The 20,945-nt window shown below is 64.2% G+C and carries 20 protein-coding genes and 1 pseudogene; 4 read left to right on the forward strand and 17 right to left on the reverse strand.

All coding sequences use genetic code 11. The features are described 5' to 3' along the window. Positions 1 to 93 precede the first annotated feature (93 nt). Both ACLIMP_RS24850 and ACLIMP_RS24855 read left to right on the forward strand, forming a co-directional pair. A complete protein-coding gene (locus tag ACLIMP_RS24850) occupies positions 94 to 300 on the forward strand; it encodes a hypothetical protein (protein ID WP_443478990.1) in 207 nt (68 codons plus the stop codon). Positions 301 to 409: 109 nt separating this feature from the next. Then, positions 410 to 619: a hypothetical protein gene (locus ACLIMP_RS24855; RefSeq protein ID WP_443478991.1), complete on the forward strand. Its 210-nt coding sequence runs from the start codon at positions 410 to 412 to the stop codon at positions 617 to 619. On the opposite strand, the gene ACLIMP_RS24860 is transcribed toward ACLIMP_RS24855, so the two are convergent. Beyond that, positions 594 to 4,832, reverse strand: coding sequence for a strawberry notch-like NTP hydrolase domain-containing protein (locus tag ACLIMP_RS24860; RefSeq protein ID WP_443479008.1), 4,239 nt, complete (start codon positions 4,830 to 4,832; stop codon positions 594 to 596). The genes ACLIMP_RS24855 and ACLIMP_RS24860 overlap by 26 nt on opposite strands. Positions 4,833 to 5,199: 367 nt before the next feature. On the opposite strand from ACLIMP_RS24860, the gene ACLIMP_RS24865 reads away from it, so the two are divergent. After that, the gene (locus ACLIMP_RS24865) at positions 5,200 to 5,613 is read left to right on the forward strand and encodes a Ros/MucR family transcriptional regulator (RefSeq protein ID WP_443478992.1); all 414 of its coding nucleotides are present in this window, start codon (positions 5,200 to 5,202) and stop codon (positions 5,611 to 5,613) included. Between the two features lie 72 nt (positions 5,614 to 5,685). Here the strand turns inward: ACLIMP_RS24865 and ACLIMP_RS24870 are convergent, their stop codons facing one another. The 9 genes and pseudogenes from ACLIMP_RS24870 to ACLIMP_RS24910 all read right to left on the reverse strand — a co-directional run bounded on the left by ACLIMP_RS24870 (position 5,686) and on the right by ACLIMP_RS24910 (position 13,661). Beyond that, on the reverse strand, positions 5,686 to 5,979 hold the full coding sequence (locus ACLIMP_RS24870; RefSeq protein WP_051587148.1) for a hypothetical protein: 294 nt from the start codon (positions 5,977 to 5,979) through the stop codon (positions 5,686 to 5,688). Positions 5,980 to 6,083: 104 nt separating this feature from the next. Further along, positions 6,084 to 6,917, reverse strand: coding sequence for a glycosyltransferase family 2 protein (locus ACLIMP_RS24875; RefSeq protein WP_036529425.1), 834 nt, complete (start codon positions 6,915 to 6,917; stop codon positions 6,084 to 6,086). Beyond that, entirely contained in the window at positions 6,917 to 7,498 is a 582-nt protein-coding gene (locus ACLIMP_RS24880) for a class I SAM-dependent DNA methyltransferase (RefSeq protein ID WP_036529391.1), read from the reverse strand. The genes ACLIMP_RS24875 and ACLIMP_RS24880 overlap by 1 nt, the downstream gene beginning before the upstream one ends. Next, a complete protein-coding gene (locus tag ACLIMP_RS24885; protein ID WP_443478993.1) occupies positions 7,495 to 8,163 on the reverse strand; it encodes a PIG-L deacetylase family protein in 669 nt (222 codons plus the stop codon). The genes ACLIMP_RS24880 and ACLIMP_RS24885 overlap by 4 nt, the downstream gene beginning before the upstream one ends. Next, on the reverse strand, positions 8,157 to 9,266 hold the full coding sequence (locus ACLIMP_RS24890) for an acyl-CoA dehydrogenase family protein (protein WP_036529389.1): 1,110 nt from the start codon (positions 9,264 to 9,266) through the stop codon (positions 8,157 to 8,159). Before ACLIMP_RS24890 ends, ACLIMP_RS24885 begins: the two co-directional genes overlap by 7 nt. Next, positions 9,263 to 10,312, reverse strand: coding sequence for a glycosyltransferase (locus ACLIMP_RS24895; protein WP_443478994.1), 1,050 nt, complete (start codon positions 10,310 to 10,312; stop codon positions 9,263 to 9,265). The genes ACLIMP_RS24890 and ACLIMP_RS24895 overlap by 4 nt, the downstream gene beginning before the upstream one ends. Continuing rightward, positions 10,309 to 11,229, reverse strand: a complete 921-nt coding sequence (locus ACLIMP_RS24900; RefSeq protein ID WP_036529386.1) for a glycosyltransferase family 2 protein — start codon at positions 11,227 to 11,229, stop codon at positions 10,309 to 10,311. Before ACLIMP_RS24900 ends, ACLIMP_RS24895 begins: the two co-directional genes overlap by 4 nt. Further along, a complete protein-coding gene (locus tag ACLIMP_RS24905) occupies positions 11,226 to 12,326 on the reverse strand; it encodes a glycosyltransferase family 4 protein (protein ID WP_244917350.1) in 1,101 nt (366 codons plus the stop codon). The genes ACLIMP_RS24900 and ACLIMP_RS24905 overlap by 4 nt, the downstream gene beginning before the upstream one ends. Positions 12,327 to 12,620: 294 nt before the next feature. Beyond that, positions 12,621 to 13,661: pseudogene (locus tag ACLIMP_RS24910) on the reverse strand (IS5 family transposase). 365 nt (positions 13,662 to 14,026) lie between these two features. Between ACLIMP_RS24910 and ACLIMP_RS24915 the strand changes: the two are divergent. Next, the gene (locus ACLIMP_RS24915; RefSeq protein ID WP_036529417.1) at positions 14,027 to 14,209 is read left to right on the forward strand and encodes a hypothetical protein; all 183 of its coding nucleotides are present in this window, start codon (positions 14,027 to 14,029) and stop codon (positions 14,207 to 14,209) included. A 155-nt stretch (positions 14,210 to 14,364) separates the two neighbouring features. Here ACLIMP_RS24915 and ACLIMP_RS24920 read toward each other — a convergent pair whose 3' ends face one another. The 7 genes from ACLIMP_RS24920 to ACLIMP_RS24950 all read right to left on the reverse strand — a co-directional run bounded on the left by ACLIMP_RS24920 (position 14,365) and on the right by ACLIMP_RS24950 (position 20,729). Further along, the gene (locus ACLIMP_RS24920; protein ID WP_036529384.1) at positions 14,365 to 15,228 is read right to left on the reverse strand and encodes a DUF7146 domain-containing protein; all 864 of its coding nucleotides are present in this window, start codon (positions 15,226 to 15,228) and stop codon (positions 14,365 to 14,367) included. Positions 15,229 to 15,307: 79 nt separating this feature from the next. Beyond that, the gene (locus ACLIMP_RS24925; protein ID WP_443478995.1) at positions 15,308 to 15,553 is read right to left on the reverse strand and encodes a hypothetical protein; all 246 of its coding nucleotides are present in this window, start codon (positions 15,551 to 15,553) and stop codon (positions 15,308 to 15,310) included. Positions 15,554 to 15,732: 179 nt separating this feature from the next. Continuing rightward, positions 15,733 to 16,206, reverse strand: a complete 474-nt coding sequence (locus tag ACLIMP_RS24930) for a class I SAM-dependent methyltransferase (protein ID WP_443478996.1) — start codon at positions 16,204 to 16,206, stop codon at positions 15,733 to 15,735. Further along, on the reverse strand, positions 16,203 to 16,868 hold the full coding sequence (locus ACLIMP_RS24935) for a YoaK family protein (RefSeq protein WP_443478997.1): 666 nt from the start codon (positions 16,866 to 16,868) through the stop codon (positions 16,203 to 16,205). Before ACLIMP_RS24935 ends, ACLIMP_RS24930 begins: the two co-directional genes overlap by 4 nt. Before the next feature lie 470 nt (positions 16,869 to 17,338). Then, a complete protein-coding gene (locus ACLIMP_RS24940; protein ID WP_443478998.1) occupies positions 17,339 to 18,844 on the reverse strand; it encodes a Do family serine endopeptidase in 1,506 nt (501 codons plus the stop codon). 323 nt (positions 18,845 to 19,167) lie between these two features. After that, the gene (locus ACLIMP_RS24945) at positions 19,168 to 19,593 is read right to left on the reverse strand and encodes a hypothetical protein (protein WP_443478999.1); all 426 of its coding nucleotides are present in this window, start codon (positions 19,591 to 19,593) and stop codon (positions 19,168 to 19,170) included. Between the two features lie 131 nt (positions 19,594 to 19,724). Next, a complete protein-coding gene (locus ACLIMP_RS24950) occupies positions 19,725 to 20,729 on the reverse strand; it encodes an amidohydrolase family protein (RefSeq protein WP_443479000.1) in 1,005 nt (334 codons plus the stop codon). Between the last annotated feature and the right edge of the window lie 216 nt (positions 20,730 to 20,945).

Here is a 20,945-nt window from a genome sequence, read left to right on the forward strand (position 1 = left end):
GTCCGGCGGCTCCCGCGTCCAGTGCGCGGGAGTTCGGACGACAGGCCAATCGCCCCTCTCCCGCGGTTCAACCGGGAGCTCGAGGATATGGGCATGGCAGACACGAACTGCCGGGGCATCGCGATAGGCCTCATGCGGCATGCGATGGTGTTTCTGGAAAAGGCCGAGGACTGGGAGACGGCGGCGCGCCTGCAACATGCGCTCGATGTGGCGCTCGCGGCGCGGCCCCTCCAGCCCGGCGAAGAGGTCGATCCGCAAAGTGCCGCGCTCATCGCGGCTATTCCGCTCAGCAGCGACTAGGCCGCCCCCGAGCGGGCGGCCGGAAGACCGGGAGGCGCGCACATCATCCGGTAGCGGACGGCGGGGCTTATGCTATCCTAGGCCCATGGCACCAGCACGAGTGGATGCAATGGACGCGATACATGACAAGAGGGCGCTTGCGGTCGGCCTGATCCGCAAGGCAGTTCAATTGCTCGAACAGGCGGGCGACAAGGCTGGCGCGGCAACGACCCAGGCGGCGCTCGCGGCCATGCTGCTGACCCAGCCCCTGGCGGGATTGGAAATCGAGCCGGATGCCGCGAGCCTGATCGTGGCTATGCCGCTCGAGCCTCGGGCCTGAGCAGCCGGCCGAGGATATCGGCAGCACCCTCCACCGGCACGAACACGCGCGTGCGGTAGCTGATGATCTCGGTGAAGCAGCCAAGCGATTTGAGATAGGCAAGCTGCGCGGGCGGCGCGCCCACCAGTTCTATGCGGGGCAGGCCGTTCACCACCGCGCGCTTGATCGCCATCGGGAACGGCTGCGTCAGTTCGACGCTGCGTCCGCCGAGCGCGGACTTGACGATATCGCCGGGCGGCAGGTTCTCGGCGCGATCGAGGCCGAGTTTGGTGTAGAGCTGCACGACATGATCGTCGAAGACGATGCGGCCGAGCCAGGACTGGCCGCTCTGGTCGGCGATGCGGTTGACGACGAGATGGTCGCTCGGCAGCGCTGACCAGATCGGCAGCAGGAGCCCGGTCGCGAGCCGGATCGTCTCGGTATCGACCTGCGCCGCCGCCGCTTCGGCCTCGGCGGCCCAGAGTGCGCGGAAAGCCTCCTCGTCGATCGGTGACCAGGCGGTTTCGGCGAGATCGGCAAGGCGCATATAGTCGTTGCGGGTCGGGCGCATGAGTTCGATGCGAGGGATGGGCGTCCCGTCCTTCTCTTCCATATGGGCGCGGGCCTTCACCTGCAGTGCGACCAGGCCGGACTTGGCATTGCGCAGGAAGGCGTGGCGGGGATGACTTTCAGCGATGCGCAGGATGCGCTCGAGCGAGACAGGCGTCTTGCGGCGCGCCACCTCGATGGTGAGGAGGTGGGACGTCGCGCCGCTGACCGGATCGGTGCGCAGGATCGTGTCGTCGATGATCGTCGCGGCATCGACGAGCATGGTCTCCACGCCGACGTCTAGCCGCCCCGCTTCGCGCGCGGCCTGTACCCGGGTTTCGACGAGGGCGAGGAACTCCTCGAAGATCCGGTTCTGCAGCCCAATCGGGAGCGCAAGCAATCGGTTGAGCCAGCGCTGGATCGGCGGCAGCTCGTCCTTCAGCACGCCGTCCTTGTCGGTGAGCTCCAGGCCGGTGCGCTCCTCGAACTCGGCCAGCGTGGTGCTCTTGAGCTTGCCCAGGTGCAGGAGGTGGAACCAGCTCGTCAGCGCCGCGCAGGCGTAGCTGCTTTCCAGATTGTCGGCGGGGTCGAAGAGATTCTGTCCTCCGGTCTGGCGTTGCCCCCGGGTCAGCGCGCCCAGCGTATCGAGGCGCCGGGCGATGGTGCTGGTGAAGCGCAGCTCGCCCTTGCAGTCGGTGGTTACCGGCCGGAACAGGGGCGTGCAGGCCTGATGCGTGCGATGGGTGCGCCCCAGACCCTGGATCGCCCGGTCGGCCCGCCAGCCGGGTTCGAGCAGGAGATGGGCCCGCTGCTCCTGGTTCACCGCATCGAGGCTCGCATGATAGGAGCGGCCAGTCCCGCCCGCGTCGCTGAAGATGAGGATGCGCTTGAGGCCGCCCATGAAGGCGGCGGCCTCGGCCTGGCTGGTTCGGGTCGAGCGGGTCTCGAGCTTCTGGCGCCCGTCGCTCGCCTGGATCAGCCGCTTGGTGCGTCCCGTAATTTCGGCGACATTGTCATGGCCGAAATGATTGAGCAGCCCGTCGAGCGCGGAGGTGATCGGCGGCAGCGCGCAAAGCTGCTCGATGAGACTGGCGCGCGCCGCGAGCGCCTGCGGATTATCAACCGGATTGCCGTTCTCGTCGTCCATCGGCACCGAGCGCTCGGCGCCGGTGTCGTCGGTGGAGACGCGCATTTGCCGGGTCGGAAAGGCGCGTTCGAGATAGTCGATGACATATTCGCGCGGGCTCAGGTCGATATCGAGTTCGGCGCGCTCGTCCGGGGCGAGCTGGCCCAGGCGGCGGTCGAGGATGGACTCGGCCGTGGTGACAAGCTGAATGACCACCGATTTGCCTTCGGCGAGATGCTGCTCGGCCGCAGCGATCACGGTCGGCAGTTTCATCGACAGGAGCACCTGTCCGAAGAAGCGCTGCTTGGTCGACTCGAAGCGCGAGCGCGCCGAAGCCTTGGCGCCGCTGTTGAGCGTATTGCCTTCGAGGCCGTCGACGACGCCGGTCAGCTCGAGGGCGGCCTCCATGTTGCGATGGATGATCGCCCAGGCATCGGCATAAATGTCGTAGATCTTGATCTGCGCCGGGGTCAGCTCGTGCTTCAATATGTCATATTCGACCCCGGCAAAGCTCAGAGCGCGGGCGAGATAGAGGCCGCTGGCCTTGAGATCGCGGGCGACCAGTTCCATCGCGGCGATGCCGCCTTGCCGGATCGAGGAGATGAACTGCTCGCGATCGGGGAAGGAGGTTTCCGGGCCCCAGAGCCCGAGCCGGACCGCATAGGCGAGATTGTTGATGTCGGAGGCGCCGGTGGCCGAAGCGTAGCCGACGCGCGCACCGGGCAGATGGTTCTGGAGGAGCACGCCGCAGATGCCCTGCTGCGAGCCGGCTTTGGCGCCAAGAGCCCCCTCCCCGCCGGCGACGCCGCCCATCTCGTGCGCTTCGTCGAAGAAGATGACGCCCTCGAAATCCTCGCCCGCCCAGTCGAGGATCTGCTTGAGCCGGCTATGATCGCCGCGCGCCGAGCGCAGGGTCGGATAGGTGACGAACAGGACGCCCTGCTCGAGCGTGATGGGCTCGTCGATCTTCCAGTTGCCGACCGGCTGGACATCGGCCGAGACGCCGCCGAGCGCGGTCCAGTCGCGCCGCGCATCTTCGAGCAGCGGCTCGTTCTTGGTGACCCAGATGTTGCGCCGCTGGCCCTGCAGCCAGTTGTCGAGGATGCAGGCGGCGACCTGCCGGCCCTTGCCGGCCCCGGTGCCGTCGCCCAGGAAAAAGCCCTTGCGATAGGTCCGCCCGTCCTCGGCGAGGACGAGCCCGACGCCCTCCTTGTCCGGCTTGAAGCGGCCCGGGAGGGTCTGCGACCAGGCATGGCCTGCATAGACGACCGTTTCGAGCTGGGAGGCGGAGAGCAGGCGTTCTGACACAGTGCGCTCGGGCAGTCGGGGCACATAGTGTGGGATAGGAGCGGCGATCGATCCCATCGCGACGGATTCGACGAGTGCGGTCGGGTGCTCGCCCGCTTTGTCGAATACGATGCGGCTCGGCCGATAGGGCAGATAGACACCGGTCTGCTCCAGCAGCGGTGCCGGGGCTTCGAGGCGCTCATAATCGACCGGGAGAACGTCGTTGCGCGCCGGTGCGAAATAGGCGCGCGGCTTGACCGAAGCGCTCTTGACCGCGCGGAAGAGCGAGATGCCTTTGGCGGGCACCGGTGCCGCGCGGACGGGTGCTGTAATGACAGGCGGCGCGGCACGCGGCGGCACGGTGAGGACCGCGGCCAGTTCTTCGACCGACGCGCGCTGGATGACGGCGGGCGGCGCGTTCCCCGCGACCTTATCGATGACGAAGAGCCGCACGGCGATGCTCGTACCATGCTTGGTGTAGCATTTCTCGAGCCGCAGCGACGTTCGCACGCTCGCCTCGCGCAGCACGGTTTCGAAATGGTCGCGCATGCGCGCACTTGGGCCAAACCAGTCGGGCATGATCGCCACCAGGCGTCCGCCCGGGGCAAGGTGGCGCAGTGCTGCCTGGAGGTGCCGCACAGCGGCCAGGTCGTCGGCGCCGCGGCCCAGCGAGCGCGAGAAGGGCGGGTTCATCAGGATGATGCTCGGCCGCTCTTGCCGGGCCATGAGCGACCCGATCGCGGCGCCGTCATACCCGGTGATGAGGGCTTCGGGGAACAGGGCCGCCAGCCGCGATCGCCGCGTGGGATCGAGTTCGTTGAGTTGGAGCGACCGATGATCTCCGAGCTGTGCGACGAGAAGGCCATTGCCTGCGCTGGGTTCGAGCACCACGTCCTGCGGCCCGACGTCGGCGAGCAGCACCGCGAGCGCCGCGATATCGGCGGGCGTCGAGAATTGCTGCCAGGCGAGCTGCGCTTCGCTGCGCACGGTCTGGGTCGGCAGGCGCTGAACGAGCGCATGGGCCTGCGTCACGTCGGCGAAGCTCTCGAGAGCATAGGGCTTCTCGCGCAGATAGAGGGCCGTTGCGTGCTCCAGGAGTTCGAAGCTGTCGCGCTGTGTCCAGCGGCCATCGGCGTCGCTGCCGCCAAAGGCGCTCGTCATCGCTTCGTTGAGCTGGCGGCGGGTGATGGGCGCCCCCCTGCGCAGCAGGAGAAGCAGGGCCTGGGCAGCAAGGCGGTCGGATGCGCCGGCGGCGGCGAAGAGATCGGACATGAGGGTATGCTCCTGTGAAAGCTGCCCCTTCGGCAGCATCACAATTCCGATCCCCCTTCCCTTTTCCGGGCCGCGCCGCGCCGGGATGGTGATGGTCATCCGGCGCCCTCCGGGACGTCGCTCGGCCTCGCTATGGCCCCCTGCGCGAGACCATTCGCTCTCAGAGCTAGACTGCGCGCCGAACGCGCATTTCCCCTGCATGTTGAACGACGCATGTCGCTCTTGCAGGTAGCGTGATCCGCAATATGAAGGCCGGGCCGGTCGATGGCCGCTGCTGCGTTAGGGCCCTAACAACGGAGAACAGATTGGCCGACGATCTTCTTGTCACACTGACCGCCGATATCGTGTCGGCCCATGTGTCAATTCCGTGTCTCCCTCCGACCTGCCGGTACTCATCGAGGCGGTCTATGGAGCGCTGGATCAGGCCGGGACAATGCCTTCCGTGTCCGAAACTGCCAAGTTGCAACCGGCCGTTCCGATCCGCCGGTCGATCATGCCGGCCTATCTGGTGTGTCTGGAAGATGGCAAGAAGCTGACGCTGCTCAAGCGCCATCTGGCGACCCATTATCAGCTGAAGCCCGAAGCCTATCGTGTAAAATGGGGCCTTCCGAAGGACTACCCGTTGGTCGCGCCGAACTATCGGGAACGGCGGAGCACATTGGCCAAGGCGTTAGGGCTGGGGAGAAAGGCTGGCGAACAGGCTCCGGCGACGAACGCCACTGGCAAGGGCCGTAAGAAGCTCGGCATCGCGATCCCCAAGCCGATCGACGATCGCCCATAGCCTGCAAGTGCAGGTTTATCGGTCGGCAACGCGACAGGCTAGCACGATCCGATGGCGTTCCGCGAAGATCGCTTATCGCGACCGGCGTAATCTCCTGTCATTTGCCGCCACCTTCTGGCGATAATGCTTCAGGGTGCCGCGTGTTTTGCTCAATGGCGTCGTATCAAGGGCACCGGTCATCATCTTGGTCTGCAGTCCGATCATGGCGCGGACTTTTTCTGAGACCATCAATTCCGCTTCGACGCTTCCATCGTCTTCGCCTGCGGCGATCTTGGCAAGCCTCATCGTCATGACTGTCCCGGCTTCGGCGCCCAGCATCCAGAAATCGAATCCGGCTTTCATCCACGCGGTGTACATGGCGGTCATCGACTGGCTCCTGCCTCATGTGTGGTATCATTGTCGGCTGTCTGCATCTTCCTTCCAGACTGCGCCGTTCGACTGAACATTCTCATCGGCCCGCATCAAGATGCCTATTCAACGCGCAAAGCACAGATTTCGCTTGCAGTAGGCAGGCGCACAAGCTCCAGGGTGCTGCCGCGCCACCGCACAAGTCCAAGCCGTTCGAAATCGCGCAGCCAGCCTTCCATCGGCCATCGTTTCCAGTGTGCGTGAAATGTCTTTGCATTGCGAACAATATCGGACACGTGCTGCACGGGCGGTTCATAGCTTTCATGATATTGGTGGCAGGCGATGGCCTGTCCGACGAACAGCAGCCTGAAGCCGGCAGCGACAGCCCTGAAACCAAAGTCGGTGTCCTCCGCGCCATAGCCCGTGAACGCCTCATCGAAGCCGCCCAACGCCGCAAAGCTTGATCGGCGCAGCGCAAAGGCCAGCGACCAGAACAGCCCGGCATTGCTCTCCTCGCGCACGCCGCGGGCAGGAAATGAGCGCACAGGGTGCGCCCGCCCGCGTTCAAGCAGGTCGCACTCCTGCCAGCTTCCGCGCGCATCGTCGGGGCCAAGATAACGAACATCGGCGCACAGCAGGCTATCGTGCTCGCTGAGGGTATCGGCCAGCAGGCCGACGCACGCGCGCAGAGGAATGCAATCGACATCAAGGAAGATCAGCATCTCATGCCGGGCCAGGGATGCGGCCCGGTTGCGGGCGGCCGCCAGGGGGAGCCCTTGGGTCTCGAACCGATCGATGCGAACGGGAAAGCTTGCTGCGCCGACCTCGACCGGCTCGTCACTCATATCCACGATGATCAGTTCATCGGGTTGTCGATCGCTTCTGCGCAGGCCCTCGACAAGCTGCGCCAGATGCGCGCTGCGGTTACGAACGATGGTAAGGACCGATATGCCCATCAGCGACGCGTCCACAGGTCGAGCCGGTAGGTATCTCGGCGCTCGGCCAGTTCCACATCGAATTTCTGGGCCATGTCGAACCACAAGGTCTCGACCGCCGCATCCCCGCTTTGCGGATAATCGGTTTGCGCGGTGTAATGGACCAGGATGACCCTGCCGCCGGGCACAACATGATCGCGCAGCCATTTGCCAGCACGATCCAGATCGGCCAGATCCCAATAATAGGTCACCTCAGACAGCACCACCAGATCGAAGTCCTTGGCTTCGGGGGCCTCCTGCGGGAACGCCATGTGCGCCAGCCTGACGCCGGGCTGATCGCCCAGGCGCGCCCTCGCCTGCGCCAACGCCTTCGCGCTGATGTCCACGGCAAGAAGGCTGTCGCACAGGGGTGCGAGATAGCCCGTCAGAACGCCATGCGCGCAGCCGATCTCGAGGGCGCGCGCATACCGTCGGTCGGGCAGCACATCATGGGTGTGGGCAAATTTGGCGGCTTCATACGCGCTCGACGCCAGATCCCATGGGTCGTCATCCGATCCGAAAATGTCGTCGAAATATTGTGCGTCCAGGCTCGAGCGGGTCATCGGCAATCCCTTCTCAATGTCAGCACGTCTCGCGCGGCCATGCGGCGCTTTTCGCGCGGAAGCCGAAATCCATCGCCCATCACCGGCGAAATCTGGCTTCGATGGGCGAGCAGGGCCTGACGCCGCTGTCCGACGGGCATGGCCGGCGTGGCGATATGTCGCGCCAGGCGCGGCGCCTCACCCCAGACATGATAGGCAAACAGAGCGACCGGGCGCTTCGCCCTGTGCACAGCGGCCTCGGCCAGTCTGAAGGCCGCGACATGGTCGCAATGCGCCTCGCTATGGTCGGAAACGGCGATCGCATCGATCCGGCGCCAGCGCAGCAGCGCCGCGAGCCGACCGGCCTCCCGCATGAACGGATTGCTGTCAATCGGATGGGGATGCGCGTCGCACCACCCCATCCAGATCGTCGGGACCGCTTGGGCGCCCAGCCTGCCGAGTGCGTGGCGGGCTTCTTTGCGTCTGGTCACAGCGACGCGCGGCGTAGTTTCGAGATGCGAGCCCGTGCCATCGGTCAGAAATGCGATCATACCGAGCCGGTCTTGCGCGGCGCAATGCGCGATCAGCGCGCCCGCCCCCAATGTCTCGTCGTCGGGGTGGGGAGCTAGGACGAGCCAGCGCGCCGATGCCCATCGGCTTTGTACCAGAGGCTCGACCTTCACCATAGTCGGTCACTCTCGTCCCAGATGTCGTGATCCAGAAGCATTTGGGCGGCCTCGTCCCGCGCATGATCGGGTCCCGCTTGGCGCAGATAGAGGGAGAGATCGCGAATGATCTTGTCCGCCCGTTCCCCATCGAAGGCACTGCGCGTCCCCAATATCCGGGCTGCGGCCTCCATCACGGCAAAGCCTGCATTTTCGACGACCCCGCGGGTCAGGCGCGCAACGGCGACGGCATCGTCATGACCTGACGCAAAGCGCCGTGCTGCTTCATCGACCCAGAAACCTGCGGTGCGCACCGCAACGACCGCATCGGCAAACCGTGCCCGCTGCTGCGGCTCGTTGCGACCCGCATCGCCCATGGTCGATCGGATTTCCGCGACCAGGGCCTCGATGCCACCCAGTTGCGCCGCGCAGAAGCGCCAGGCTCCGGCCGTAAAACGAGGATCACGGTCATAGTCGCCCGGTTGGCCCAGCAGCATGCGCGGTTCGACGGCTATTGCGTCGAGCAGATAGCGACCGCTCACGCTCGCGCGCATCCCCCGGACCCGCCATCCCGACAGGTCCGTTCGGGCCTGCTCGTTGGCGGGGACGATCACCAGGCGCCGGTCGGTGCCTTCGCCGGCGGCAGTGACCAGCGTATAGTCGAGCCCGCCCGCCCCGCTTGCGAACATCTTCTGGCCGACAAGAGACATGGCCGCTCCGCCGACTATCCGTACGCCGGGGGAAGGCTCGGTGGCCCACACCCCGAACCATGCGCCGCGATCCAGAACCTGGGTCAACCAGTCTTGCTGATCGCGCGTCCCGTACCAGTCGAACAGCGACATCGCATTGACATGCCCTTCGTAGAGCCGTCCGATACTAAGGTCGCCCCGTCCCACCTCGCGCAAGGTCTTCGCCATAGCGCATGCGCGCGCCGCTTCATTTTCAAAGCGAACCCCTCCGCATGCTTCGGGGGCGAACCTGCGATGATGACCGCTCTCCACCAGAACCGCTAGGCTATCACACGGGAAATTGGGGGCCGCGTCGTAGCCCGCGCCCAGCGTTGCAAGGCGATCGACGATGTCCGCCGTCGTCTCCATGACCCGCTCGTGTTGGTCCAGGATCATGCGATACCACCTTTATGTTCCATGGCAGCGACAGAAAGGCTGTTCAACCACTCCGCCACCCGTTGCGGCCCGCTCTCCCCGGTCAGGCAAGTGGGCCACTGCTGATTTTGCGCGATCGCCCGATCGATGAGGTCGGACCACTCCCGCGGATGAGGTGGCTCGCGGCACAGGATCGCACCGCCCACGGCAGCCAGGCTGTTGGCCTTGGACATCTGCTCGTCGAAGGGCCGTGGTTCGGGTAGACAGATGTAAGGCCGGCGCGCCGATAGTACGGCGCTGACGACGCCATCGCCGGCGCCGCCGATGACCACCCCGGCAGTCGCAATCTGCGCGTCCGCGTCATCGACCCACCCCCGCAATTCGAGATTATCGGGCATGTCGCAGGGCATGGTGCAGGGCCCTATGACGCGCCATCGCCATGCGGGCGTGGCTCTGGCTGCGGCGGCCCATCGCTCTCCGTCGGAGATGCCGCCCCCGCGGCCCACAACGACCAGCACGGTGCTATCCCCGCCGGGCGCATAGTGTGGATCCGACTGGATGATGCCCGGCGCATGGAAAGTTTTCTCGCGGATCCAGATCGGTATGTCGTCATCGTCCATGGCTTCGTGGAACGGTGCAAGCAGCCCCGTAGCCCCACGAAATGCGTCCAGATGGGCTGGATCCAGCCGTTTCCCGCTCAACCGAACATAAACCGTCGGCACCGAGGCAAGTCGTGCCAGCATCGCCACTTCGGCCGACACATCCACCACCATCAGGCGCGGACGTGCCTCGGCGATCCAGCCTGCCATCCGTCTGATACGCTGACGGATGCCTTCATGATCCAGCGGCGCATAATGCAAGGAGGCCGGACGATCGGCGTGGTCGATACCCGCGAAACTTGCGTCCAGACGATCGTCGGGCAGGTCCAGGAAGGGAAGGTTTCCGGTCCGGCCGGCAAGACCGGTCCCCATCAGCATGACATCGTCGAGCGATTGCCCGATCGCGATCGCGCGCTGGCGATGGCCGTGGCCATGATGATGGATATAATATCCGATCGGGCGGCTCAACCGATGTCTTCCAGGGTGGGCAGCGGCATGTCGCAGGGCATAGGCGCAAGCGCGCGTTCTGCGATCAGGCAATCGGCGGCGCTCATCTCTCCCTTGGCCCATAGCCGCCAGCGGGCGCGCTCCTCCCAGTGCGATAGAGCGGGAACCATGGGATTCTTCTCTTTTGCGACGTAGTCCATCCATTGCTGCATGTCCGCTGCCATGCCGCCACTGGCGCGGCCGGCGGTTCGGGCGGATGCGCGGGTCCATACGGCGTAGGGGTGGATCAGTTTGCCGCCTGCACCACATGCGGCTTCGACCAGGGCGCGATCCTCGCCGGAGGACAGGAGCGGTACGCCGCCGGCTTGGCGATAAAGCTCGACCGATAGGGCAAGGCTTGCCCCTGTATGATCGCCGTGCCGGGGCGGCCTATCCCAGGGGACCGGATCGATGGCGTCCTCGATCGCACGCACCGCCCGCCAATAGGCATCGAACCGGCGGCGTAGCAAGAAAATGCCCGGCGCCGTTTCCGCCTCAAGCTCGTCAAGCTCGATGCGGCCGCCAATGATCCGATCGGCGGAAAAGTGCCTTAAATTGGTCTCCACCCAGTCCAGAGGCGGTCGACAGTCGGCGTCTGTGGAAAGCAGCATGCCTTCGGACGAGATAAGATCAGCGCCCATGTCCATCGCGGCGCGGCGGGCGGATCCGGCATGGGCCCGCGCGGGCTCGAACACGCGCTGGACGATGTGAAGATCGAACGCCGCGTGGGATCGAAGCATGGCGTCTACCGCTGTTGCGTGCGTGGCATCGCTACTATTGTTCACGCAGATAGCGACAGCGAAGGTTTGAACAGTTTGCTGCGCCAAGGCGTCAATCAAGCGGCCGATATGCTCAGCCTCATTTCGGGCCGGTATGCAGACGCAGACAGCGGGGGTCATGCAACGCTGGCAATGAGCGGTGCGGTCTCTGGCTCGGCGGCGAGAGCCGGGAGGGCAACGAGCCTTCGATATACAGCTTCATACTCGTCGACCATGCGCTGCGCGTCGCAATATCGCTCCGCATGTGCCCTGCACGCGCTGCGGCTCAGCCCCGACGCTGCGAGCGCCGCAGAGGCGAGCGACGCGACATCGTCGGGCTTTGCAAGAACGCCGCACTCTTCGGTCAACAGCGCAGGCACGCCGCCGCGCCGGAACGCGGCCACGGGGGTGCCGCATGCCAACGCCTCCGCCACGACCAGGCCATAAGGCTCTTCCCAGCGCGGCGTGCACAGCGCGGCGATCGCCCCGCCCACGAGTTGGGCGAGTTCGCGATGATAAAGATGGCCGACATATTCGACATTCGCTCCCAGTCGAGGCGCGACGGCCTCGTCGAAATAGCTCTGGTTCGAGATGGGGCCAGCGATACGCAACGGCAGTCCGGCAAGGCGGGCCGCATCGATCGCATAGTCCAGCCCCTTTTCCGGGACGATCCGGCCATACCAGACGAGATAAGGTGTCTCGCTCGCGACCGGTTGATAGGGAAAATGCGTCAGGTCGATGCCGTTGGGAATGATATGATCCGTTTTCGCCACGTGGCTCCACATGTGAGCCGTTGCCTTCGACACAGCGACATAGGTCATCGGCCCGCGGTTGAGCCGTACCCCGCTTTCCAGCCAGCAAAAGGGCGGCGTGTGGAGCGTCGTCAGGACGGGACTGGCAAGCGTTTCCGCCATGCTGACGGGAAGATAGTGCAAGGAATTGTTGTGGATCACATCGAAGGATCGCGACCGTAGTTCGGTCATCAATCCAAGATAGGCATGATGTTCGCGGAAGAAGGCGACATCATTGGCTTCGGCGATGCCAGTTTCAAGAAGCGAGGTTTCATCGCAGATCGCTTCGACACCCAATGCGGGATCGGAGCGCGTCGATGCAAAGAGAGTAACCTCGTGTCCACGTTCGCGCAGCGACCGTGCGAGCATGTGAGTGTGCATCTCCAGCCCGCCCGCGAAGGGCTCACCGATCGGGAACTTTAAATGAGCTATTATCGCAACGCGCATCAACGACTCCCCGCGACGATCCAGATGGTTCGCCATCGCTGGAAAACTAACGCACATGAGAAGGATTATTTCCCGGCTCCGGGGCATTTTCTGGGTGCGCGATCGGCGTGATTCACAGGACTATAGTTACCATTACGCTTTGGGTTGCTCGAAGACACTTGGATACTTCGAAGAACCGAGCAATTTGGGCGTGATGTAGACGAGCAGGTGCCCGAGAGCGCCGGAGCCCTTCTTTTGGCGGCCTGATCTGCTGATTTTCTGAAGCGAGCCGGGTGATCCACCCCGGTTTCCAGGTCATGCAGGCGCAGTGCGCCCCTCAAGCCAGGTGAGCCGCTGAAAGTTATAAGCGAGGTTGGCCATGCCGATCTTGATGCGGGCGCGAGCGATGCCGATGGTGCGCACGACCAGGCCCATGCGATGCTTCTGTCCGGCGAAGACATGCTCGACGGCCGAGCGAACCGCCGAGCGCCTTGCGTTGGCGCGTGCAATACACTCGGGCATCGCCCGTCGGTGCGGTTTCCGCTGGTGGATGTGGCTGGTGAACATGCCCTTGGCCAGGAAGGCCTCGTTCTTCTTCTATCGGTAGGCCGTATCGGCCCAGACGCCCGAGGCGGTGTTGTCCGGACTGATCAGCACCGGCAGCCTGGCCCCATCGTGAGCATTCGCCGCGCTGGCATCCCAGGTGCGGATCAGGCCGTGAGCCCGGTCGATGCCGATGTGGTTTTTATAACCAAACATCGGAATGGCGAGGTCGACCGGCTTGAACGCCGTGGGATCGGCGCCTTCCTTCACCTTGGCCTTGGTGTACTTCACGCTCCAGCGGGCATCGCGATCCTTCTGCCGGACTTTCGCAGGCCTGTCCTTCCAGCGCTCGGGGATCCGGCCCTCCTTGATTGCCGCCTTCTCCTCTTCGGTATTGCGCTGCTTGGGCGCCGGCACCACGGTGGCATCGATGATCTGCCCGCCCATGGCGAGGTAGCCCCGGTCGGTCAGCGCCGCATCGAACCGGGCGAAGAGCTTGTCGATCGCCTTGGCATTCACCAGGCGCTCCCGAAACAGCCATACCGTTGTCGCATCGGGCACTGTTCCGTCGAGACCCAGGCCCAGGAAGCGTTGGAACGAGAGCCGGTCCTTGATCTGGAATTCCGTCCCTTCGTCCGACAGCGAGTAGAGCGCCTGCAGCACCAGGATCTTGAACATGAGGACCGGGTCGAACGGCGGACGCCCACCCTTGCCCCGAGGGCCGCGGCGCAGCGCCGCGACCAGTGGCCCACGGAATACCTCGAAGTCCACGACGGCCGCCAAGCGCTCCAACGGATCACCGGCCGCGCTCAACGCCTCATATCGGTCCGAAAGATCGAAGAAACCCGGCTGTCAAACCATCACCGCCTCCGCTGTCGCGCTCGCGCAGTGAATCATCTCATGCCGTCAGGCGCTACCGGTTTTTCGAAGTGTCCACTTCTGTTCTTAACTTTAACTGCCCTAATTAACGATACCATTGCGCTTTTATGAGCGAGATCCCTGCATTTGCAATCATGTATACCCATTTATTGAGGTTACCTCTTGCGCACTTTGCTTCGTCATCTGTCCAGGGAGATGAAAGCCGGCCGCTGAAGGCCTGTTTGCGTATCCAGAAACCAGCTTGGGAACAGGTTTTTCCAATTTGTGTTTTACAGATGTATCTTGAGAAGGAGAGTATGATGAGCATCGAAGGTAAAGCCAAAGAAGCCGCTGGTTTCGTGAAGGAAGAGCTGAACGAACACGGTGACACACCCGAAGCAAAGAAGAAGGCGCAGGAAGGCCGCGATCTGCGTAACGAAGGTCGTGTCGAAGATGGCAAGGCTCCCAAGACGACCGAACCGGGAACCGGCGCCAAGGAATAAGGCTCGTTGCGAGCTTCAGGGCGCCGCGCCGAAAGGTGCGGCGTCCTTTTGTTTAGTCGTCCCGCATCCGGGTGTCAGGACGTCGACCCGTCTCTCATCACGGCCGTTCGTCTCGGGCATTTGCTCAAGTGGCCGCCGGGAAAATCATCGCTGAGCTATATTGGGCAAAGCTCTTGATGGCTCTCGACCCTGGCTTCGAGCACGCGGGCCCAATCCTTCGCGCAACCGGGGGGAGGCATGTGGACAATGTCGAGGTCATCGCGGGCGTAGTAATCCTTCGCCTGGGCCGCCGCGCGCCGTCCTTCCAAGTCATTGTCACTGGCAAGGAATAGCCGCTTCACGCGAGGCGGTATGGTCATCTGATGAAGCCTGCGTGCGCCCAAGCTTGCCCAGCAGGGAATGCCGGTCAGCAAAGTAAAGGCCCAAGCCGTCTCGAAGCCCTCGGCAATCGCCAGGGTCTCTCCTGGCTGTCCGCCCTGCCATGCGCCCCGCCCCGGCGTGCCCAGCATGACCTTGCGCGTATAGCGGCCTTCAGGGTCCAGGAAGATGCGCTGGATGGCGGTCAGGCTCTGACCTTCCTGGACGGGGACCAGCAAGGCGGGAAGAAACTGCGTTCGCGGCTTGGGAAGATAGGGACAACGTGGATGGAACCGCAGGCCCTGGACGAGCGGCACGAGGTGGCGCCCGCGCAGATAGGTTTCCCCAAGCGTACCGATGATCTCGGTGCCCTGGTCCCACACGGGCTGTGGATTGCCCCTTCCCCGCCCTTCAGTGCTGCTGGGCGCAGGGAAATGTCGGCCCGGTTGCACGCGCCGAAGCTCACGCAGCACGTCTTCGCGCGCGCAGCCGGCAAAGCAGGTCACGAGGAAACCGCGGTCGCCCTGGCGGATCGAAAGGCTGGGGTCGCTGTCGGCATGGGCGGGGCATCGGCACATGGCGACATTACCGCTCCATGTGCCCCCGAGGGCGCCGACGAGATCGATGAGTTCCTGGGACGGTCTAAGGGCTGTAAGCGGCATGATATCCTCCTTGCTTACCGTCCTGTTCCCCCCTTTCCTCCTCCTTGGGGTGGACGTGGGCTGCAGAGCCCGTTCAAATTCAGTGCTCGGTCCGGGGCACCTTGAGCGAAGCGCGCGCAAGGGCTCGGACGACCCTGCGAGCCTTGGCATCGTAGTCGACGACATCCGTATCGGGCAGATGGCCGCGGACGGTCTGGCGCGCGGGTGGAAACCCGGGGTCTGTGCTCGCGAAGACGACACGGTTCCCGCCATTTTCGGCCGGAACGACGATCGTGCGGTTCCCGAAGCTGGCCCCGATGCGGCGCACGAGCGTGGCAAAGGCCATGGCATTGTCGCACAGATTGGCTACCAGCAGCCCGCTCCTGCCGAGGCGCTGTCGGCAGCTGTCGTAGAAGGACCGCTCGCTCAGCGCCGGGGGAAGGCCCCGGCTGTCAAAGCCGTCGAGAATGAGGATGTCGGGCGCGCCGGGGGCACCGAGGATATAGTCCAGGTCATCGGCGCAGATTACGCGGAACCGTCGTTGTCGGGCGGAATGTGGAACTGCTCGCGCAGGGCGATGACTGCGGGATCGATCTCGACAACGGTAATGTCGCACTGGGGCAGGCAGCGATAGCAAGCCTTGGCAAGCGATCCGCCACCCAGGCTAATCATTTCGATCTTTCGCGGCGCGGGACGGAACAGGCGGAAGCCCATCATCATGCGCGTATACTCGAACAGGAGATGGTCGGGATCGCTGATCCGCATGCCGCTCTGGACCGTGGTCCAGTCGAAGAGGAGCGACAACATGTCACCGAACCGGAACAGCATCGGCCCCGTCTCGCCAAAAGGCGCGTCAAGCGTGATCGGGACGTTCCCTGCGCCCTGGAAGCGGCCCTCGAGATTGCTGCCTGGCGCAGGCCGATCGAACCGCAGATCGAAGACCATGTCGTGAAACAGCTCGAGATCGATCGACGGCCCTACCCCGCCCCCGTCGGTCATTGGCGCGGCGCCTTCGCGGAGGGGGTCAGGCTCAGGTCGCGGCGATGGAGAGCGACGCCGAGCAGCAAGGCCGAGGCGGCGGCAATCCAGATGGCCTGGTGGCCGATGACGCCGAACAGGATGGCACCCAGCACCGCGCCTGCCAGCAGACCGAGCCATAGCAGGAGATAGGGAACCCATCCGAACCGATCGCCGCCCATGAGCGCGGACAGCAGCCGCTGGCCTAGTTTCACCAGCGTGCCGGTCATATAGGTGAGGCCGATCTGAACTTCGCCATCATGTTCGAACAGGGCATTTTCCGCGCCCATCGCCATGGCGAGCACCGCGGCCGCGGCCCAGGTCGCGTCGCCTGCCGCAAGCAACGAGGCGGCAGTCAGCATGGCCGCGATGAGGTACATGAGCGCGCCATGGCGGGCGCGCCTGATGGTTCGTCCGCACAGCGAGCCGAGCATGACGCCCACGACAAAGGATGCGATCAGCCCGCCGGCGGTCAGGGCGTCTGCGACATGCTCGCTCAAGCCGACGGCAAGCCGCGTGGAGTTGCCGCTCATGAACGAGACGAAGAAGCCGCCGAGATAGAGGAAGCCGAGCGCGTCGACAAAGCCGGCGAGCGCGGAAAAGCAGGCGGCGAGACCCCAGACGCTTCGCGCATAGCGGTTCATCGCGGCGGGTCCCTAAGCAGCGCTGGCCGTGCCGCTGCACGACAGATCACGATCCCACCGCGCAATCTCATGGCGGTTCGCCAGATGGATTGCGGAAAGCCGAGCCAGGTCCTGCGTTTCGAGCGACCGGTCCGCGAGACCCTGTCGGAGAAAATCGTACAGTCTCTGATTGTGAAGGAGAAGGAATTCCCGAACTGCCCGCGCCGTCATTATGTCTCCCGATTATGTCTCAGCGCAAACCGCTTTGCTGACGGGCCTCTCGATCGATGTTTGATCATTCAGCCCATTTTCTGACGCCGCGAACCTTAGCACATTTGCTCTCATTTCGAAAGATTGAATTGTGATGTTTGAAACATCATTGGGCCAGTCGGGCGCTTGGCATTCACAGCCGCCGCCTGCCCCGGCCCGCCCCCTCGCCTACCAGCAAGGCAGCGCCCTCGACCGAGGACGCTGCCTTGGCTACCGGCGCGCTATCTCAGCCGCACCGGCACATAGGCCGGCGCTTCGCCGCGCCCCTTGACCCGTAGCAGGATCGCCGAACGTCCCGCCGTCCTGGCCTGCCGGATCGCGGCTTCCAGATCAGCGGCGCTCGCGACCGGCCGGTTGTTGGCCGACAGGATGATGTCGCCGCGGCTGAGGCCCTTGCGCGCCGCATCGGAATTGCCCTCAACGCTGCTGATGACGAGGCCCTGGGAGACGTCGCTCGCGCCGAGCTGACGCGCGATGCTTGGAGTCAGCGGTTCGACGGCAAGCCCGAGCGTCTTTTCGCTGGGGGATGCGCGATCCTTGTCGAAATCGTCGAAACGCCGGTCATCGCGGCCAAAACCCTGCCGGGCGAGCTTGTCCTCGCTGGGACGAAGCACTGGCGTGGCAGTCACGGTCATGCGCTGGTTGCCGCGCATGAGTTCGACTGCGACCTTGCGGCCAGGGTCGATGCTCGCAACGAGGAACGACAGGCTTTGGCTCGGAGTGACGTCCTTGCCGTCGACCCGCAGGATGACGTCGCCAGCGCGGATGCCAGCCTGTGCCGCGGGCCCGCCGGGCTCCACGCTCTGGACGAACTCACCGCGGTCTCGCGGAACGCCGAGCGATGACGCGAGATCTTCGGTCATCGGCTGGATGGTCACGCCCAGATAGCCGCGTTCGATAGCCTTGCCGGCCTTGAGCTTTTCGACGATCGGCGCGGCGATCTCCGCGGGGATGGCAAAGCCGATCCCGACATTTCCGCCCGTGGGCGAGAAGATCGCATTGTTGATGCCGATGACCCGCCCGCTGCTGTCGAACATCGGTCCGCCTGAATTGCCGCGGTTTATCGAGGCGTCGGTCTGCAGATAGCGGTCATAGGCGCGCCCTGTACCGGTATTGCGGTAGACCGCCGAAACGATACCGGCCGTGACCGTGCCGCCCAGGCCGAAAGGATTGCCGATCGCGAGCACCCAGTCGCCGACCCTGACGCGCGTGGAATCGCCGAAGGTCACGAAGGGCAGTTGTTTGCGCGACGTGATCTTGAGGACCGCCAGATCCGAGGCGGGATCGCTGCCGACGAGGGTCGCCGGATATTCCTCGCCATTGTGCAGGGTGACTGTGATTGTCTCGACCTTGCCTTGCCCATCAGCGGTGATGACGTGGTTGTTGGTAACGATATAGCCGTCGGCGGAAAGGATGAAGCCTGAGCCAAGCGACTGCGCCTCGCGGATGCGCGGTCCGGTGGGACCGCCGAAGAAGCGCTCGAAGGGCGTGCCGGCAAAGGGGCTGAAGCTTGGCATTTGCACGCGCTGTCGGGTCGAGATGTTGACGACGGCGGGCGCCAGCCGTTCGGTGAGATCGGCAAAGCTTTGCGGCGCGCCCGGGCGCGGCACGACTGGCGATACGGCGGGCGGCGATTGCGCCGCAGCGGACGATGGCTGGCCGATGACAAGGCCCAGGGCGGCAGCGGTGGTTAATAGGGAGGCAAAGATCCTGTCAGGATTTCGCACGAAATTCTCCTCTTCCTTCCTTTCTCGAGATGGGAACGGGCGGCGCGGCACTGGCTACGCCGGCTTTGGTCGATGTCGGAAGCCGCAGGGTCCGCAAAGGAATGCGATGAGATGTCCTCACGCCAATGGCCGCGCGCTCACGCACGTGGCCAAAGCGTCACCGGACCCGGGCGGCCCGCATCAGGTCGTGTGGGATGGACCCGCCTGAGCCTGCGCCGACCCGCTGGTCGTCTGCATCTGCGGCTTGGCCGCGGCGCTGCAGTCGCCGGTGCTGGTCTTCGTCACCTTCGGCTGCGCGTTCGCCGTGCCGTCCGAGGTCCAGGTCACGCTCTGCGCGCATCCATTGGGACCGATGGTGGTCGAGCTATAGCTGTAGTGGACCTGCGCGCCCTCGGCAGGCCGGAGAAGGACACGAAATGCGGTGCCTCGCTCGCCGTCACGTCAGCGCTTTGGGCATGGAGATCCGCGACGCGCCGCATCATGGCGTTCATCTGCGCATCCATCAGCGCCGATATCCGGTCCATCTGCGCGAAAGGCTGGAAGGCCGTTTCGACGAAGTCGATCTGGTCTGGCTGGGCTTGGGAAATTTTGACCTGCGGAAGTGTATCGCCGAAATAGGTGATATGGGCGATCTCACCGCCCGGCAGGTTGACGGTCATTTTGTGCTCGTGGGACGCGGCATAGGCCACACCGCCCACCAGCGAGGCGGCAAGACAGCCGCCGAGCAGAAGTTTGTGCGTGGTTCGCATGGGAATCTCCCTTACAATTCAAGCACAGGTCAAATTGCCATTCGAAGGCTGAACGCGCGATGACTGCGGCTCAGCGAGACTGTCGCGGAACGGCACTCCGCGTGCAAGCGCTTGTCCCGCCGTACCGCCCCTTATCCCTCGATGCGAAGGAAGGAGGCCGCGTTGTCGTGGAGGATCAGACGCTTTTGCCTCTCTGTGAGAAATGGCGCGCGTCTGATCCGCTCGATCGCGATTCCGATAGCGTCGGGCCATACCATGTTGTCGGACCCAAACATGATCCGCCGTTCGAAACCGGCGTCGATCAGCCGACGCAGATAGGGGTAGAATTGCTGGTCGGGATAGGCCCAGTCGAGAACAGCCACATCGACATAGAGCTGCGGATGGGCGAACATCATCGCGATCATCGCGTCTCCGAAAGGCCAGCCGGCGTGGGCAACATAGACCCGCAGCTTGGGATGACGGATGAGCACGGGTTCTAGGCGGAGCGGATCACCGGCCGAGACGAGATAATGCGGCGTGGCGAAGTAAGCTGTGCCAGGGGGCCCGGGCCCCATGTGGATGCCGATCGGGATGTCGTTGGCCTCCGCGAAAGCGAAATAGGGCTCCATGCGAGGGTCGTCGGGGGCGATGCCCGCATATTGCGTGGTAATTTCGCTCAGCGCCTGCATTTTGCCTTCGGCGTGGAGCCGGCGCAGATCTTCAATCGGAGGGAGGGTGCCGCTGCTGCCGAAGCCGATGCCAGGAAGTATGTGGCCATCCCCACGACGGCGATAGTCATCCACCACCTCCGCTGGGCCGCCGGCAAGGGCCAGCACATTGTACCGTTTCAGCTGGGCGATGCCACGATCGCGCAGAGTATCCGCGTCGGTCGGCGATGACAGCACGGTCGGGCAATCGGGGCGGCCGGTAAACCAGTCGAGATACCCGTCCATCGGTTGCCCGGGATCGCGCGGGGCCCATTCAGGATAGGGAGCGCAGGCCTTGCCCCCGGGAGGTCCCTGATCGTCAGGACGATCAGCGTGGAAATGCATATCGATCACGTCGAACTTCGGCTGAGCGGGAGCTGGTGTTCCGTTAAAGGCGATAGCAACGGTACAGCCAAGCGTCGCTACGTAGTAAAGCGCTCGCCTGCTCATTGTACATCCCGCCCCATTGCGCATGATCTTGCCCGTTAAAACAGTATCGGCCGGTCCGGTGAACACGCCTGATTCGCAATACGATCACCTTGATACGGTCGTGTCGTTAGTCAAGCGGCGTTCATGATCGACGCGAGGCGGTGATCGATTGCACGGAAGTTTGACTTGGAGGATGTTTTGCTCCGGCGAGGATGATAGGCGGTTGTGGGATGCGAT

It is taken from the genome of Novosphingobium aeonii (assembly GCF_052279045.1).
In the GTDB taxonomy this organism is placed as follows: Bacteria; Pseudomonadota; Alphaproteobacteria; order Sphingomonadales; family Sphingomonadaceae; genus Novosphingobium.